Below are 14032 nucleotides of genomic sequence, written 5' to 3'. Positions count from 1 at the left end.
ACGTGTCGGGCAATGGCGTAAGACTACGTGGTCTGCCACACACACCGATGCACCCCGCGGATTATGTCCGCGGGGTGCATCGGTGGTGATGAGTCGACTCAGTGCAGGTCGTAGCGGTCGAGTTCCATCACCTTGGCCCACGCGGCGACGAAGTCGTCGACGAACTTCTGCTTCGAGTCGTCCTCGGCGTAGACCTCGGCGAGTGCACGCAGATCGGAGTTCGAGCCGAAGGCGAGATCGACCCTAGAACCCGTCCACTTCTGTTCGCCCGACTCACGATCGACTGCGACGTAGGTGCCGTCGTCGGCAGGCGATGCCGACCATTCGACGTCCATGTCGGTGATGTTGACGAAGAAGTCGTTGGTCAGCGTGCCGGGCTTGGTCGTCAGCACTCCGAGCGACGAGCCCTTGTGGTTGGCGCCGAGTACGCGCAGACCACCGACGAGCACCGTCATCTCCGGCGGTGACAGGGTCAGGAGGTTGGCCTTGTCGACGAGGTTGTACTCCGCAGGCAGTTCGTTGCCCTTGCCCTCGTAGTTGCGGAACCCGTCGTAGCGGGGTTCGAGGTAGGCAAACGAGTCCTGGTCGGTCTGTTCCTGGGTCGCGTCGGTCCGCCCCGGCGTGAACGGCACGGTCACCGAGAAGCCCGCGTCCTTGGCGGCCTTCTCGATCGCGGCAGCTCCGCCGAGAACAACCAGATCCGCGAACGACACCTTGGTGCCGGGCTCGGCGTTGAACTGCTCGGCGACCAGCTCCAGTTTGCTGATGACCTGAGCGAGCTCGTCGGGCTCACTGGACTCCCAACCCAGCTGCGGCTGCAAGCGCAGCCGTCCGCCGTTCGCGCCGCCGCGGTAGTCGCTACCGCGGAACGTCGACGCCGCCTTCCATGCCGTGGACACGAGCTGCGGCACGGTGAGGCCGGTCTCGAGGATCGCGGATTTCAGGCTGTCGGCGTCGGCATCGGAGAGCAGCGGGCCCTCGGCGGCGGGGACGTTGTCCTGCCAGATGTAGGTTTCCGACGGCACGAGCGGACCGCGGTAGCGGATGGCAGGCCCCATGTCGCGATGGAGGAGCTTGAACCACGCCTTCGCGAACTCGTCGGCGAGTTCTTCGGGATGGTCGAGCCAACGGCGGGTGATCTCCCCGTAGATCGGGTCGAAACGCATCGTCAGGTCGGTGGTGAGCATCGACGGGTGGGTCTTCCCGTTGCCCTGGGCCATTGGCACCGAATTGGCCCAGCCGCCGTCCTTCGGTCGCCACTGATTGGCGCCCGCGGGACTCTTGAAGAGTTCCCACTCATTGCCGTACAGGATCTCGAGGAAGCTGTTGTCCCACTTGGTCGGTGTGTGAGTCCACGTCACTTCGAGGCCGCTGGTGACCGTGTCGTTGCCAACGCCGGTGCCCTGGGGATTCTTCCAACCAAGACCCATCTGTTCGAGCGGTGAGGCCTCGGGCTCGGGGCCGAGAAGCTCGGCGTCGCCGTTGCCGTGCGTCTTGCCGAAGGTGTGACCGCCGACGATCAGCGCTGCGGTCTCCACATCGTTCATGGCCATCCGGCCGAACGTCTCGCGAATATCGGCTGCGGCCGCGAGGTAGTCCGGGACACCTTCCGGGCCTTCGGGATTCACGTAGATGAGACCCATGGTGGTTGCACCCAGTGGCTCCTCGAGCTCGCGCTTACCGTCCTGGTAGCGCAGGTTGGTGCCCAGCCACACCGACTCGGCACCCCAGTAGACCTCGTCGGCCTCCCACTCGTCAGGACGCCCGAAGGCGAAGCCCTTGGTCGGCAGGCCCATGTCCTCGAGCGCGACGTTCCCCGCGAGGACCAGGAGATCGGCCCACGACAGAGCCTTGCCGTACTTCTTCTTCACGGGCCACAGCAGTCGTCGTGCCTTGTCCAGGCTCACGTTGTCGGGCCAGCTGTTCAGCGGGGCGAAACGCTGCATTCCGGTTCCGGCTCCGCCGCGGCCGTCCTCGACGCGGTAGGTGCCCGCTGCGTGCCAAGACATCCGGATGAAGAAGGGGCCGTAGTGACCGAAGTCGGCGGGCCACCACGACTTCGAGTCCTTCATGACGTCTTTGAGGTCACCGACGAGTGCGTCGACGTCGAGGTCGGCGAGCGCGGCGTCGTAGTCGAAGTCGGGTTCGCGGGGACGAATGACCTGCGGATTGTGGGCGAGCACACGCAGATTCAGCTTGTCCGGCCACCATTGCTGATTGCCGCCGCCTTCGACCGGTGGGCGGATGTGCATCGGACAACCTGATTCGGCAGGCTCTGTCTGTGCCTCACCGATGGGGGGAGCTTCGGGGGCTGACTTCTCTTCAGACACTGTCTTCCTTCCGGTAAGTGGTGATTCGGGCTGTGATCACGAATGTGACCCCGGTATGGACGTTGGGTTGCAGTCGGGGCATATGCCCCAATAGATGACCTCGGCCTCGTCGAGCACAAAGCCGTTGTCGTCGGATGCCGTGAGGCACGGCGTTGTTCCCGCAGCGCAATCGACATCGCCGATCGCGCCACATGAACGGCACACGGTGTGGTGATGGTTGTCGCCGACCCGCGCCTCGTAGCGGGCGACGAGACCGGACGGCTGGATGCGTCGGACGAGTCCGGCGTCGGTCAGCGCACCGAGTACGTCGTACACCGCCTGCCGTGAGACGTCGGGCAACATCGTGCGTGTAGCGAGAAAAATGGTCTCCGTGTCGGCGTGCGCGTGGGTGTTCACGGCCTGCAGCACCGCGACCCGCGGACGGGTCACTCGAAGTTCGGCTGCACGCAGTTGGTCTGCGTACTCCGGCGTGGGGGACACCTCGACAGTATGCAACGCATTCTGGAATGATTCAGGATTTCTCTCAAACTGAGACGGCGTGATCGGCGCGTCTCCGCTGTGGCACGCTGGTCTGGTGATGTGGACACCGGAGCGCGTACGCGCTGAGTCGATACGGTGGACATCGTCCTGGCATCCGGTCGGCTCGCGTCATCTCGAGATCGACGGTTACGAGTTCTATGTGATCGACGGAATCGCCACCCTCCTGAACTATCACGGGGCACAACGCGATCCGATCGTTGTGCTCGATGAGGCTGCTGCCCACGCGAGCCGACTCGACGCTCGACGAGTGCGCTTCACACGCGCGCCGGGACTGTTCGGGGGTATCGACGATGCCGAACTCGAGCGACGCGATGCCACTACGATCGCCGTCCGCGACATCGTCGCGCTCAAGACGGCGGTCGAGATCGTCGACCGGATACCGATGCCCGACGACGTGGTTGCGCGCCGCGTCGACGATGATGCCGGAATCGCCGAGTTCGCCCGAATCTCCCTCGATGCCTGGGGTTTTCCGCCACCCATCCTCGACGACGCTGCCACGCGGAACGACACGCCGCCCGGCCTTTTCGTGGCTGGCGTCTCATCGCGCGACGGTCTCGACGCGGCCGGCGCCGGCGGCTACACGATCGAGGGTGAGGTCGCTCGCATGTGGGGTGGTGCCGTCCTGCCCGCTCATCGGGGTCGCGGCATCTACCGCGCGTTGATCGTCGCTCGACTACACGACGCGCGACGTCGGGGAGCCTCGCTCGGGCTCGTGCACGCCGAGACCGCTACATCGTCGCCGCTGTTGCAGCGCATGGGCTTTCGGAAGTTCGGCGAGCGAGCGATCATCGAGTTCGGTATCTGAGGGTTCGCGCGTGGACCTCGACGACGCTCTGGACGAGTTGTATGGTTGCGCACCAAATGAATTCGTCTCACGTAGGCGCGAACTGACACGTTCGGCACGCGCGGCCGATGCTCCCGGGTTCGCCCTCGACATCGCGCGTGCGCGCAAGCCGACGCAGGTCGCCTGGTTGCTCAACCAGTGGATTCGACGTTCGCCGACGGATCTCGACCCCCTGCTCAGCGTTGCCGACGAACTCCGCGAGGCGCAGCGTCGCTCGTCGGCCGAACTCCTGCGGCAGCTGTCAACACGACGACGCGATGTGGTGCAGACTGCGCTCGAGCACCTACGGTCGTTCGCCACCGAGATCGGCGCGGGTATGAGCACGACGGTCGAACGAGAGGCTGTTCAGACACTGCGTGCGGCGATCGGCGACGAGCAGGTGGCCGACTTGCTGCGTCGCGGTCGGCTGGTCACCGCGATGGAGTACAGCGGCTTCGGCCCGGCCGGGCTGGTGGCCCTCGCCGATTCGCCGGGACCCGCCGACGAGGCGACCGCAGAGGTGCCCGAACCCTCATCCACCGCTGAAGAGGGTTCGACGGCCGACCGCGCAGCGGAGATCGACGCCGCCAGAGCGCTTCTCGATCGACACACCGCAGACGTCGACTCGGCGACCGTCGAACTCGATAGCGCTCAGCGCAGCGTCGACGATGCCGAGCGCGCCGCTACCGATCTCGCGGGCCGAGTCGCGCGGATGCGCGCGGAACTGGATCGTGCCGAACAGGAGCAGCGCTTCGCCCAGCGAGCGGCGGAGACAGCGCGGTCACAGCGGGACGAAGCCGCGACCGCTCTGGAATCGGCATCCGACGCGCGATCGCGCGCACAGCAGCGTCTCGATGATCTGCGTCTCGACGATCTTTCGGGCGACGCCGATCGGGACTGAGGAGTACCGCTCAATGTCGGTGTTCTCGGACTCGGCAGAAAATCTGTTGTGCGTCGTAGCCGGACCGCTTAGAGTCGCTACTCGCACTGCTCGACGACGACAACCCAAGTGGTGCAGGACGTTTGACAACTACATCGACATACGAATGCGGCATGGCGCATAAGCCGGAGTGATCCGGTGAAAGGCGGGGTGACATCCGTCGCCGGGAGAAGTTCCGGTACCCCATGCACTCCGAGCCGGAACCTTCACCCCAGGGTGGAGGCAACGTCGAAGCGATCTGACGGTGAGAGCCGGGAGAGCCGATCGGTGACCCGACACCTGCCAGGTGTGGTCAGTAGCGACGAATGTTGCGGCGAGGGAAGGAATTTCAGTCCGAGATGGTTCAGTCGAGGGCGTATTCCATGACTGTGGAGGCGGGGCGTGGCAGCTTCGCCGAGACAGGAGAGATCGAGTAGGACCGACATCCGAAAGGTCGAGGGTGTGCGGCATTCTGGGCCCAAAAGGCTTGGAACCGCACGGAAGAGCACATCCTCAGTCAACGCGACACTAGCTCAATTGGCAGAGCGGTCATTTGCAGAATGGCAGGTTGCTGGTTCAAGTCCAGCGTGGCTACCACCACACAAGCGAAAGCCTCTTCCCGACGACATCGCGACAGTGTCCTAATCCCTGACGTCGCACGACGAATCAGGGCGACATTCGAGCCCGCAAGGCCCGAGTGACGTTCACGCGCCAGTAGCGGTAGCGGAGAGACCGGCCAGTCTCTCTTCGACGTGACAGCGGTGGAGAAGCGGTCGTCGATACGCGTGGTGCCACGACACGGCACCGGACATGGTGAATACCGTCGAGAGGCGGTGGATACGCCGCAAACCCCTTGCAGGGAATACAGCGCGCAAAGGTCACCGGCAGTGGGGAAGTAGTCTCATTCCCCGCACACACAATCCTTGCTCACGGAAGGTCGAGGAGTTCCTCGTAGAAGCCACCGAATCGACGGTCGGGTTCGACGAGATGCACCTCGAGAATCCAATGGCACACACGCCCCGACGGATCCAGGCGACGCATGGGACCCGACGAACCTGGTGCCACATAACTCTCGATCTCGTCGCCGGAGATCTTCTCGTGCGGGAACTCGCCGACGAGGTGTCCGGCGATCTCGCCACCGAAATGCCATCCGGCTTCCTCGCTGAGTTCGACGACGCGGTCGAACAATTCGGCCCCGGTGATCTCGGGGTGTGCACGAAAGTAGGCGCGGCCAGCATCCCAGATTCGGGGCAGGTCGTCGGCGAGGCGTCGTTTGAGCGCGTCGTCGCCCAGGACGAAGGTGCGGCCGAAATCGGCTTCCCACTCTTCGAAGATCGGGCCGAAGTCGAGGAACAGGATGTCGTCGTCGGCGATGATCCGGTCCGGCGGGTTGGCGCGGAAGGTCTCCAGGGTGTTCTCGCCGGCGCGGACGATTCGTTTGTGCCAGTGACGCGTGACGCCGAACATCCGGCGGCCAGGTCACGGATGTCGTCGGAGAGTGCGCGCTCGCCGATTCCTGCGCGGATCATGCCGCGCCGCTCCACCTCGTCGAAGAGTCGTTCAGCCTTGGTCTGCGCGTCGAGGAGGCTGTCGACGCGTGCGCGGTCGTCGAGCTCGGGCGATGACATCGTGACTCCTCCAATGGTGCTGGTAACCGTGAGGCCTTCGATCCCTCTGGCCTTCGAACATGGTCACACAAGCGCGAGCATGACGCCTACGGCGACGAACAGAACTCCGAACACACGGTTGAGGCGACGCTGGCCCTGTTCGGTCCTCGTGACACGCGCGAATCCCCGTGCTATCAGGGCGAAGAAGAACCACATCACGGATATGTCGACGACCACCATCGTCACTCCGATGACCACGTACTGGATCAGCTGCGGATCGTTCGGGCGCACAAATCCTGGGATGAACGCGAGTAAGAAGACGATCGCCTTCGGGTTCAGCAGGTTGACCCAGAGTCCTCGGGTGAACATCGACGCAGCCGATTCGTTCTGGACGGATTCGTTTGCCTCGTCGGACATGTCGGGGCGTCGGAAGAACTGTCGGATTCCGAGGTAGATGAGGTAGGCCGCGCCGGTGTAGCGGATGACCTCGAACGCGGTGTGCGATCGGGAGATGACGACGCCGAGTCCCGCGGCGACGATGAGCAATTGGATGAGCAGCGCGACCTGTTGGCCGAGCACGCCCCAGAACGCACGTCGGAATCCGACATTCATGGCGTTGCTCATCGTGTTGATCGCGCCGGCGCCCGGGGTGAAGCTGATCAGCACGCACGCAGTCAGCAGCGCCGCCCAGGTCGAGAAAGTCACCAGCAGAGGGTAGTGGTGCGTGGACGCCGCGCGGGAATGCCCCCGGCTTGGTGACGGTTGCCACAACCATGACTGACGAGCAGTACGACCCCCGTGACCTGATCGCCGACACGTCGATCGCCATCCTCGCCACGATCAAGGCGAACGGACTTCCTCAACTCTCACCGGTCACCTCGGTGTACGACCGTGAGGCCGACACGATCTACGTGTCCATGACCGACGGACGTGCGAAAACCAAAAATCTTCGCCGAGATCCACGGGCCGCCATCGAATACACCAGCGCCGACGGCTTTACGTGGGCGACGGCCGAGGGAACCGCCGAGCTGATCGGTCCGTCGAGCGATCCTGACGGTCCGGAGGTCGACGCGTTGGTCGACTACTACCGCCTCGGTGCGGGGGAGCATCCGGACTGGGCTGAGTACCGCGAGGTGATGGTGAGCGACCGTCGCGTCTTGCTCAAGCTGGCTGTTACGCGGGTGTACGGCGCCAAGCTGCGCTGAGCGGTGGTCGGGTGATGGACGTCAACTGTGCGCACGAATGTCGGCGGCGACGAGCGAGGCGCATCCGTCGAATTGATGTCCACCTACTTCGTGGAGGCGAACTTCTGCTGACGGCAGGAGCCGCTGGTTGAGCGCCACATGGCTGACGGGGACGACGTCGTCGTCCTCGCAGTGATGCAGGGTGAGCGCGGTTGTCGGTTCCGCGCCGGTGACATCGTAGTCGGCGACCGCCCAGCCTTGATCGCCCCAGTTCGGCATCGCCAGCAGGAACGCGCGCGGCGGAGGTGTCGCCATGGTGCTCAACAGAGCGAGCAACATCGACGCACCGAACGAATGGGCCACAAGCACAGCGGATGCAGTCAGCCCGTCGACGTGGGGGCGTATCGCCGACGTCCAAGCCGAGACGGACATGTCCTCGTCGGGTAGCTCCGGCATCGAGACGTGCGCGTCGAGTTCACTTGCCAGCGCGACGGCAAGCGGCTGATCGTCGTGAAATCCGCCCGCTCCGTGCAGGAACAACATCTCGGTGGCCATCTCGTGTCCCTCTGTGTCGACGCCGGTTCTCGAAGGTTGTGACTCAGCGCCGCGTCGGAACTCATCGGTCCTGGGTGCGTCGGCCGTGAGTTGGTTGGCAACCACGTGCCAACGGCAGCGACGGGAGCCTGCTGGTGCAGGCCCCCGTCGTCCGGCAGTGAAAGCAGGCGAGACGTTACGCGACCACCGGTTCGAGGTCAGTTGCGTCGGACGTCGTGGTCGAGATGCGCAAGGCCTGAGCGATCAGGGCGCCCACCACGATGAACCCGATCATGACGATCAGTGACGCGCGGTAGGCGGACTCGAGACCCGAGGATTCTCCGACCGACGTGTACACGGTCCCGACGACCGCGGCGCCGAACGCCACCGCGAGTGCCTGGGCGGTGTTGAAGACCCCCGACGCCGCACCTGCGAGGCGCACCGGAACGTCGTTGAGTACCAGCAGCCCGGCCGAGCCGACGATCCCGCCGAAGCCGAGACCCGCGACGGTCAGAGCCGCGGCAAACCACAGCGCGGGATGCGCCGACTGCTCGGCGAAGCCCATCAGCAGCATGCCGAGGATGAACACCGCACCTCCGACCTGCAAAACCCGCTTACCGAATCGTGCGACGAGCACCGTCGCGGCGAGACCAGCCGAGACGGGCACCGCGAGCGAGAACGGAATCCACATGAGACCCGCGTGAAGTACCGACCACCCAAGCGCTAGCTGAACGTGCAACGACTGGACCAGGAAGTATCCGCCGGTGGGGACCATCAACGCCGTGAATGCCGCGAGTCCGACCGAAAATGACCGAGTGGCGAACAAGGCCGGCGGGACCATGGGTTCGACGCCACGCCGAGCTGAACGCACCTGTCGGAGTCCGAACAACCAGAGCCCGGCAACACCAGCAACCATCACGACGAATCCCCAAGCCGGCCAATCATTTTCAGGTCCGAGTGTGATCGGAAGCATGATCGCCGCCAACGAGCCGCCGAGGAGCAGCGCCGTACCGGCTGTGATGGGTGTCTTGATCGCCGAGCGTGACTCGGGAATGAAGGCGATCGCCGCCGCGATAGCGAGCACTGCCAGCGGCACATTGATCAGGAACACCGGTCGCCACGACAAGCCGAACCAATCGCCGTTGGTGATCACGGCTCCCAGGATGGGGCCGGTGACCGCCGCGAGACCGATGACCGACGTGAACATGCCCATCGCCTTACCGCGCTCGGCCGGTGGATACAGCACCTGGATGTTGCTGAGCACTTGCGGCACCATCAGCGCTGCGGCCACTCCCTGGATGAGGCGGAAGACCACGAGCTCGGTGGGCCCGGTCGCCAGTCCGCATGCCAGAGAAGCGAGTCCGAACGCAGCGAGACCGGCGACGAAGAGCTTGCGTCGGCCGAAGTTGTCGCCGAGTCGTGCACCGAGGATCAGGCCCACGGCGTAGGTGAGGGGATAGCCCGCGACGATCCACTGCAGACTCACCGCCGACGCGCCGAGGTCGACCTGCATCGTGCGAAGTGCGACGTTGACGACGGTTGCATCCATGAGTTCCATGAACGACGCCGCGAGCAAGCAGATCAGCGCGATTGTTCGTGCCTTGCCCGCAATACCTGGCGTGGAGCCGGAAGGCGTTGCGTCAGGCGATGATTCAGGCGAACGTCGGGTGGTGACACGGGAGAGTTCGACGACATTGTCGTCGGCGGGCTCAAGCGGTGCTGTCGTCATCAGGTGCTCCTGTGTGGCGGGTTGATCTGACAACGACGACGCTATGGGGGATAGGGGACACATCCGGTCCTCGATGAATCCGGGTTCCGGCTTCTTTCTCATCGGCGTCGATTCGGCCCTACTACGCAGACGCGCCGTGGGCAGATCGGCATGCGAACACGTACCGCGCTACGCGTGTGGGTGCGTAGGCGGGGTCCTAGCGTCGACAGCATGACCAAGAATCTCGTGGTGTGCTGTGACGGGACGTGGAAGAACTCCGACGATCGATACGTCTCGAACGTCGAGAAGATCGCGCGTTCGATTGCGCCCAGCGGCTTCGACGGCGAGACCCAGATCGTGCACTACGCGCGCGGCGTCGGATCGACTGGTAGTCGGATCGAACGGATCGTTGCCGGCGCATTCGGTGTGGGCCTCGACGACGCGATCGTCGACTGCTATCGATTCCTCGCGCTGAACTACGAACCTGGCGACCGCATCTTTGTGTTCGGATTCAGCCGCGGCGCATACACGGCCAGGAGTCTGTGCGGCTTGATCGCGCATGTCGGACTGCTCACCCCGATGGGGGTTGCGGAGGGACAACTGCCCACAGCGATGGACCTCTACCGCAACAGACCGCGCGCGAAGAGTTCCACAGAGACCACTCCCGCCGATCCGGCGCACGAGCGCGCGCTTGCGGCCATCGACAAGCACACGCACGGGCGTGGCCAAGTCCGAATCGAATTCCTCGGGGTCTTCGATACTGTTGGCGCTCTGGGTGTTCCGGGAATCGCGCGCGCGAAGTACAAGTTCCACGACGTGACGCTTTCGCCGATGGTGAAGACCGCCAGGCAAGCGTTGGCGATCGCCGAGCGTAGACGAGTCTTCGCGCCGTGCCTCTGGGGAGGCCGGCACGCCGACATCAGCCAGGTCTGGTTCGACGGTGTGCACAGCGACGTCGGGGGTGGGTACGAGAACTGCTACTACTCCGACAAATCGCTGCTGTGGATGGCATCTGAGGCAACGGCTCGTGATGAACGACGCTCAGGTGTGGCCATTGACTGGAAAAGGTTGGGCACCACTCTATGTCGCGACGACGAGAGCGTGACCGAGCACAATTCTCTGTCGTTCGCGTACCGGATCAGCAACGTGTTCAGCGCGGTACAGGAGTCGATACGTCGCAAAGTCGCACCGTACGTTCCGCTCTTCATCGGCGGGTGGCGTAACTTCGCACCGACGGTCGCTGTGCCGGGACTCGGCTACGCGCCCGCATGTGATGTCAGTGTGGAACGGTCTGCCATCAGGCGTGCCGCGAATCCGAACTTGATGCCGTGGTTCGACGCACTAGGGGCGTCGCCCGCCGAGCGTGACAAATTCGTCGTTGCCGTAGTGACTTTCGCATCGGTGAGCAGGCAACACCAGGCGGGCGCGGTTCAGGCGCGATCGTGAAGAGTGATGTGATAACCGTCGGGGTCGGCGAATGCGAATGTCCGTCCGAATGGGCCGTCGATGGGTTCTGACACGATGCTGTATCCGTCCGCGACGAGGGCGTCGTGGATCTCCTGCACACCTGTGGCGTGAAGCCAGATTGCAGCGCCGATACCGGGTTGAGTGACGGCGTCGAGGTCGGTGCCGGGAATCAGATCTCGCAGGGCGAAGGCGATCGGCTTGGTGTCGAACACGACCGCGTGCGGTGGCCCGGCCGGCGAGCGGACCAAGCCAAGGTACCTCTCGTAGAACGCCTGGGACGCTTCGAGGTTGCGGGTTTGCAGGGAGATGAAGTCGGGGCCGCTGACGGGCATGTTTTCCTCCGAATTTGAATGTCAACTTACTGACATGGGTCAATGTATGTCAGTATATTGACATGAGTCAAGACGGAAGCGGCGTCGAACTGGAGACCGTCGAGCTGGAGACCTCTGTGGGGTATGCCCTCAAGGAGGTGGCTAGCGCGCTCCGCGCGGCGATGGAGGACGTTCTCCGACCGCTCGGACTAAGCGTGACCCAGTACTCGTGCCTTGAACTGCTTGCGCAGCGGCCCGGTCTGTCGAATTCCGAACTGGCCCGCGGCACGTTCATCACACGTCAAGCGATGAATGTCCTACTGCAAGGACTGGAACGGGATGGCTTCGTCAGCAGACCCGACGCCGCGCCCGTGGGTAGAGTGCTTCCTGCACGGCTCACGCCCCGTGGGCGTCGCAAGCTCGAGAAGGCCTCTGCGGCAGTGCGTTCGGTGGAGGAGCGGATGCTCTCAGGCCTCAGCGACGTCGAACAGGCGTCGCTGTTGCGGGCCCTCCAACAGATGAGCCGGTCGCTTCGCTGACGCATCGATCGTGTTGCTTCGCCAACGGTTTCGTGGAACTACCGCACCAGCAGCCAAACGAATCGCATGAGGACAACTGAGAACCCGAGAACGGCGGTGGCGATGAGCCAGCGTCGAGCAAGATGATCGCGAGCGATGTTGTCGCGCTTGGGGTTTTCGTGAAGGTAGACGTAGGCGGCGGCGAGTGCGCAGCCGGACGCGGCCACGCCGAGGGTGATGCTGATGATCAGCATCACCGTGCTTGCTGCGTCGTGGTGTGGCATGTGGGGTCAACTGTATAGACGTTGCCTGTGGCTGACACGTGTCCCGGCGACACCCGCCGGTCGGGTTACCGCGGGCGCGCGCCGTCGAGGAAGAGCGAGACGATTCGCTCGGCGTTGTCTGGCCCGGAGTCGAGGTCGCTGGCGCGGGTGAGGTGCAGGAAGGCGTTCATCAGGAACTGTGGATCTCCCTTGACCTCGCCATCTGCGACCGCGGCGGCAAACAGCTCGACAACTGGTTCGAGCAAGCCGTTCACGTAGAGCTCGGAGATGCGGTTCTTCGTGGTCTCGCTGACCTGGCCGAGGGTGTCGTAGATGCGTTGCTCGAAGCTGACCGTTCCACCGTCATCGGCGGTTGCCTTCGCTAGCGCGATCAGTCGGTGTGTCAGGGGGCCGTCGTTGTCGAGGGCGGCGCGCATTCGGGCGCTCGTGTCCTCGATGTAGCGCTCGGCCACTCCGGCGTACAGGTCTTCCTTGCCTCCGGGAAAGTGGTGGTAGATGGAGGGTTTGCGGATTCCGACTGTGCGCGCGACCTCGACCAGGGAGATGCCCGGGTAGCCGGTGGCGGCAAGTTGATCGGTGAACGCGTCCATGATCTGGCCGCGGGTGTCTGTTTGGTTGGTCATCGGTTCCTCTGTGAACAATTCTGGTCTGCGAGCAAGGGGTTTGCGGGCCGACTCAGGCTACCTACCGGTCGGTAGGCGCCGCAAATCACGGCATGTCTGGTCGACGCTGGATGGCCTCGCAGCGTTACAGATAACTTGTGAACATGGCCGGTGGGGTATATGCATCGAAGCCGCCGCCTGCACCGCACTGGACGCTCAATAGTCCTGCGAGACAGCGTAATACGTGACGGCCTATTTGCGCGAACCGGCATAGTCGAATGATTCACCATCAGAGGGCTACGCGCCCAGAAGACTCACGCCATCACCGGACAACTCGTCGATGACGCTGCGTCGTCCCGTGATAGCGAGCATCAACGTATCCGCCGTCCCGCGCACGGTCGGTCCGTCGCCGTGACGCCAGTCGATATCGGTGGCCTCCCACCGCACCGCAGCAGCGGAATGCGTAAACGCGTCGCGCCCGCGGAGACCGGTGACGTAATCGAGAACGACGACGCGACGGTCGTCGGGCGAACTGCGTGCAAACCCCAAGGGGCGACAGATATCGAGCGCATGCACGACGATGTCGGTCAGGGGAGCAGCGGGACCCCGGCCAGGCGGCGTGAAACGCTTGTCGGCGCGGTCGCGGAGGAGTGAGACCAGCTCGGTGCCGTGCTGGCGTACCACCATGTCGGTCATCATTTTGTTGGCCTCGTCGAAATTGCCGCGGGCGCGAAGCATGAGCACGCCAAAGCGCCAGATCGGAATCACCAGTGGTGCCACGAGATGTGCTGCGACGTCGCGGACGGTCCACTCGCCACATAGCGACGTGTGATCCCACTGAGCCGGTGTCAGTGTTGCCAATGTGTTTGCGAGCGAGCGTCGTTCATCGGCAATGGCCTCGAAGGTCTCGTCGTCTGACATCATCGCGGTACCTCCGGACTCACGACTGGCGGTGGGGCGTCCGAGCGCCGTGGATGGAGCATATCGTCGCAAACAGAGAGTAGCTCTCCACTGGTCCAGACCGACACGCGTCCATCGGAGCGGTCTTTCAATTCAGGCGATCTCCATTCACAGTAATGTCCGCTGTAGGTGAAACTTCCCAAACCTCTAACGACTCGTTGGTGATGAGATCGTCACACGCGGTTGGGGAGCAGCCCACGAATGCCGAATCGAAGTCGAAGTGGGTCGCTACGCACCACGAACGG

General features: G+C 63.9%; 14 protein-coding genes, 1 tRNA gene and 1 pseudogene. 6 read left to right on the top strand and 10 right to left on the bottom strand.

The window, feature by feature from the left end; genetic code table 11:
* Nucleotides 1–98 precede the first annotated feature (98 nt).
* Complete coding sequence (katG, locus tag GOSPT_RS13570) at nt 99–2330, bottom strand: catalase/peroxidase HPI (protein WP_005206774.1); 2232 nt, start codon at nt 2328–2330, stop codon at nt 99–101.
* A 36-nt stretch (nt 2331–2366) separates the two neighbouring features.
* Nucleotides 2367–2810, bottom strand: coding sequence for a Fur family transcriptional regulator (locus tag GOSPT_RS13565; RefSeq protein ID WP_085941945.1), 444 nt, complete (start codon nt 2808–2810; stop codon nt 2367–2369).
* Between the two features lie 58 nt (nt 2811–2868).
* Between GOSPT_RS13565 and GOSPT_RS13560 the strand changes: the two genes are divergently transcribed.
* The 3 genes from GOSPT_RS13560 to GOSPT_RS13550 all read left to right on the top strand — a co-directional run bounded on the left by GOSPT_RS13560 (nt 2869) and on the right by GOSPT_RS13550 (nt 5205).
* Nucleotides 2869–3675 carry a GNAT family N-acetyltransferase gene (locus tag GOSPT_RS13560; protein ID WP_231894705.1) on the top strand — a complete coding sequence of 269 codons (807 nt, stop codon included), beginning with the start codon at nt 2869–2871 and terminating at the stop codon, nt 3673–3675.
* 10 nt (nt 3676–3685) lie between these two features.
* Nucleotides 3686–4594, top strand: coding sequence for a hypothetical protein (locus GOSPT_RS13555; RefSeq protein WP_005206771.1), 909 nt, complete (start codon nt 3686–3688; stop codon nt 4592–4594).
* Between the two features lie 540 nt (nt 4595–5134).
* Nucleotides 5135–5205: transfer RNA gene (locus GOSPT_RS13550), tRNA-Cys, on the top strand.
* Between the two features lie 334 nt (nt 5206–5539).
* Here the strand turns inward: GOSPT_RS13550 and GOSPT_RS13545 are convergent.
* Both GOSPT_RS13545 and GOSPT_RS13540 read right to left on the bottom strand, forming a co-directional pair.
* Nucleotides 5540–6240: pseudogene (locus tag GOSPT_RS13545) on the bottom strand (M24 family metallopeptidase).
* A gap of 63 nt (nt 6241–6303) precedes the next feature.
* Nucleotides 6304–6924: a LysE family transporter gene (locus GOSPT_RS13540; protein ID WP_005206769.1), complete on the bottom strand. Its 621-nt coding sequence runs from the start codon at nt 6922–6924 to the stop codon at nt 6304–6306.
* 68 nt (nt 6925–6992) lie between these two features.
* On the opposite strand from GOSPT_RS13540, the gene GOSPT_RS13535 reads away from it, so the two are divergent.
* On the top strand, nt 6993–7424 hold the full coding sequence (locus GOSPT_RS13535) for a PPOX class F420-dependent oxidoreductase (RefSeq protein WP_005206768.1): 432 nt from the start codon (nt 6993–6995) through the stop codon (nt 7422–7424).
* 21 nt (nt 7425–7445) lie between these two features.
* Here GOSPT_RS13535 and GOSPT_RS13530 read toward each other — a convergent pair whose 3' ends face one another.
* Together GOSPT_RS13530 and GOSPT_RS13525 are read right to left on the bottom strand one after the other, a co-directional pair.
* A complete protein-coding gene (locus GOSPT_RS13530) occupies nt 7446–7958 on the bottom strand; it encodes an RBBP9/YdeN family alpha/beta hydrolase (protein ID WP_005206767.1) in 513 nt (170 codons plus the stop codon).
* Nucleotides 7959–8133: 175 nt separating this feature from the next.
* On the bottom strand, nt 8134–9666 hold the full coding sequence (locus GOSPT_RS13525) for an MFS transporter (protein WP_005206766.1): 1533 nt from the start codon (nt 9664–9666) through the stop codon (nt 8134–8136).
* Nucleotides 9667–9876: 210 nt separating this feature from the next.
* On the opposite strand from GOSPT_RS13525, the gene GOSPT_RS22840 reads away from it, so the two are divergent.
* The gene (locus tag GOSPT_RS22840; protein WP_231894704.1) at nt 9877–11091 is read left to right on the top strand and encodes a T6SS phospholipase effector Tle1-like catalytic domain-containing protein; all 1215 of its coding nucleotides are present in this window, start codon (nt 9877–9879) and stop codon (nt 11089–11091) included.
* Here GOSPT_RS22840 and GOSPT_RS13515 read toward each other — a convergent pair.
* Complete coding sequence (locus tag GOSPT_RS13515; protein ID WP_005206764.1) at nt 11076–11444, bottom strand: VOC family protein; 369 nt, start codon at nt 11442–11444, stop codon at nt 11076–11078. The two genes, GOSPT_RS22840 and GOSPT_RS13515, sit on opposite strands and share 16 nt — an antisense overlap.
* A gap of 62 nt (nt 11445–11506) precedes the next feature.
* Here GOSPT_RS13515 and GOSPT_RS13510 point away from each other — a divergent pair, with 62 nt between their 5' ends.
* Nucleotides 11507–11962 carry a MarR family winged helix-turn-helix transcriptional regulator gene (locus GOSPT_RS13510; protein ID WP_005206763.1) on the top strand — a complete coding sequence of 152 codons (456 nt, stop codon included), beginning with the start codon at nt 11507–11509 and terminating at the stop codon, nt 11960–11962.
* Nucleotides 11963–12000: 38 nt separating this feature from the next.
* Here GOSPT_RS13510 and GOSPT_RS13505 read toward each other — a convergent pair whose 3' ends face one another.
* The 3 genes from GOSPT_RS13505 to GOSPT_RS13495 form a co-directional block, all read right to left on the bottom strand.
* Nucleotides 12001–12225, bottom strand: coding sequence for a hypothetical protein (locus GOSPT_RS13505; RefSeq protein ID WP_141630885.1), 225 nt, complete (start codon nt 12223–12225; stop codon nt 12001–12003).
* A gap of 65 nt (nt 12226–12290) precedes the next feature.
* On the bottom strand, nt 12291–12848 hold the full coding sequence (locus tag GOSPT_RS13500; RefSeq protein ID WP_005206761.1) for a TetR/AcrR family transcriptional regulator: 558 nt from the start codon (nt 12846–12848) through the stop codon (nt 12291–12293).
* A 276-nt stretch (nt 12849–13124) separates the two neighbouring features.
* Nucleotides 13125–13751: a maleylpyruvate isomerase family mycothiol-dependent enzyme gene (locus GOSPT_RS13495; protein WP_005206760.1), complete on the bottom strand. Its 627-nt coding sequence runs from the start codon at nt 13749–13751 to the stop codon at nt 13125–13127.
* Between the last annotated feature and the right edge of the window lie 281 nt (nt 13752–14032).

The organism is Gordonia sputi NBRC 100414 (assembly GCF_000248055.1).
Classification (GTDB): Bacteria; Actinomycetota; Actinomycetes; order Mycobacteriales; family Mycobacteriaceae; genus Gordonia; species Gordonia sputi.
The sequence above is the reverse complement of the archived record's forward strand: the minus strand, read 5'-3'. Positions and strand labels throughout refer to the sequence as shown.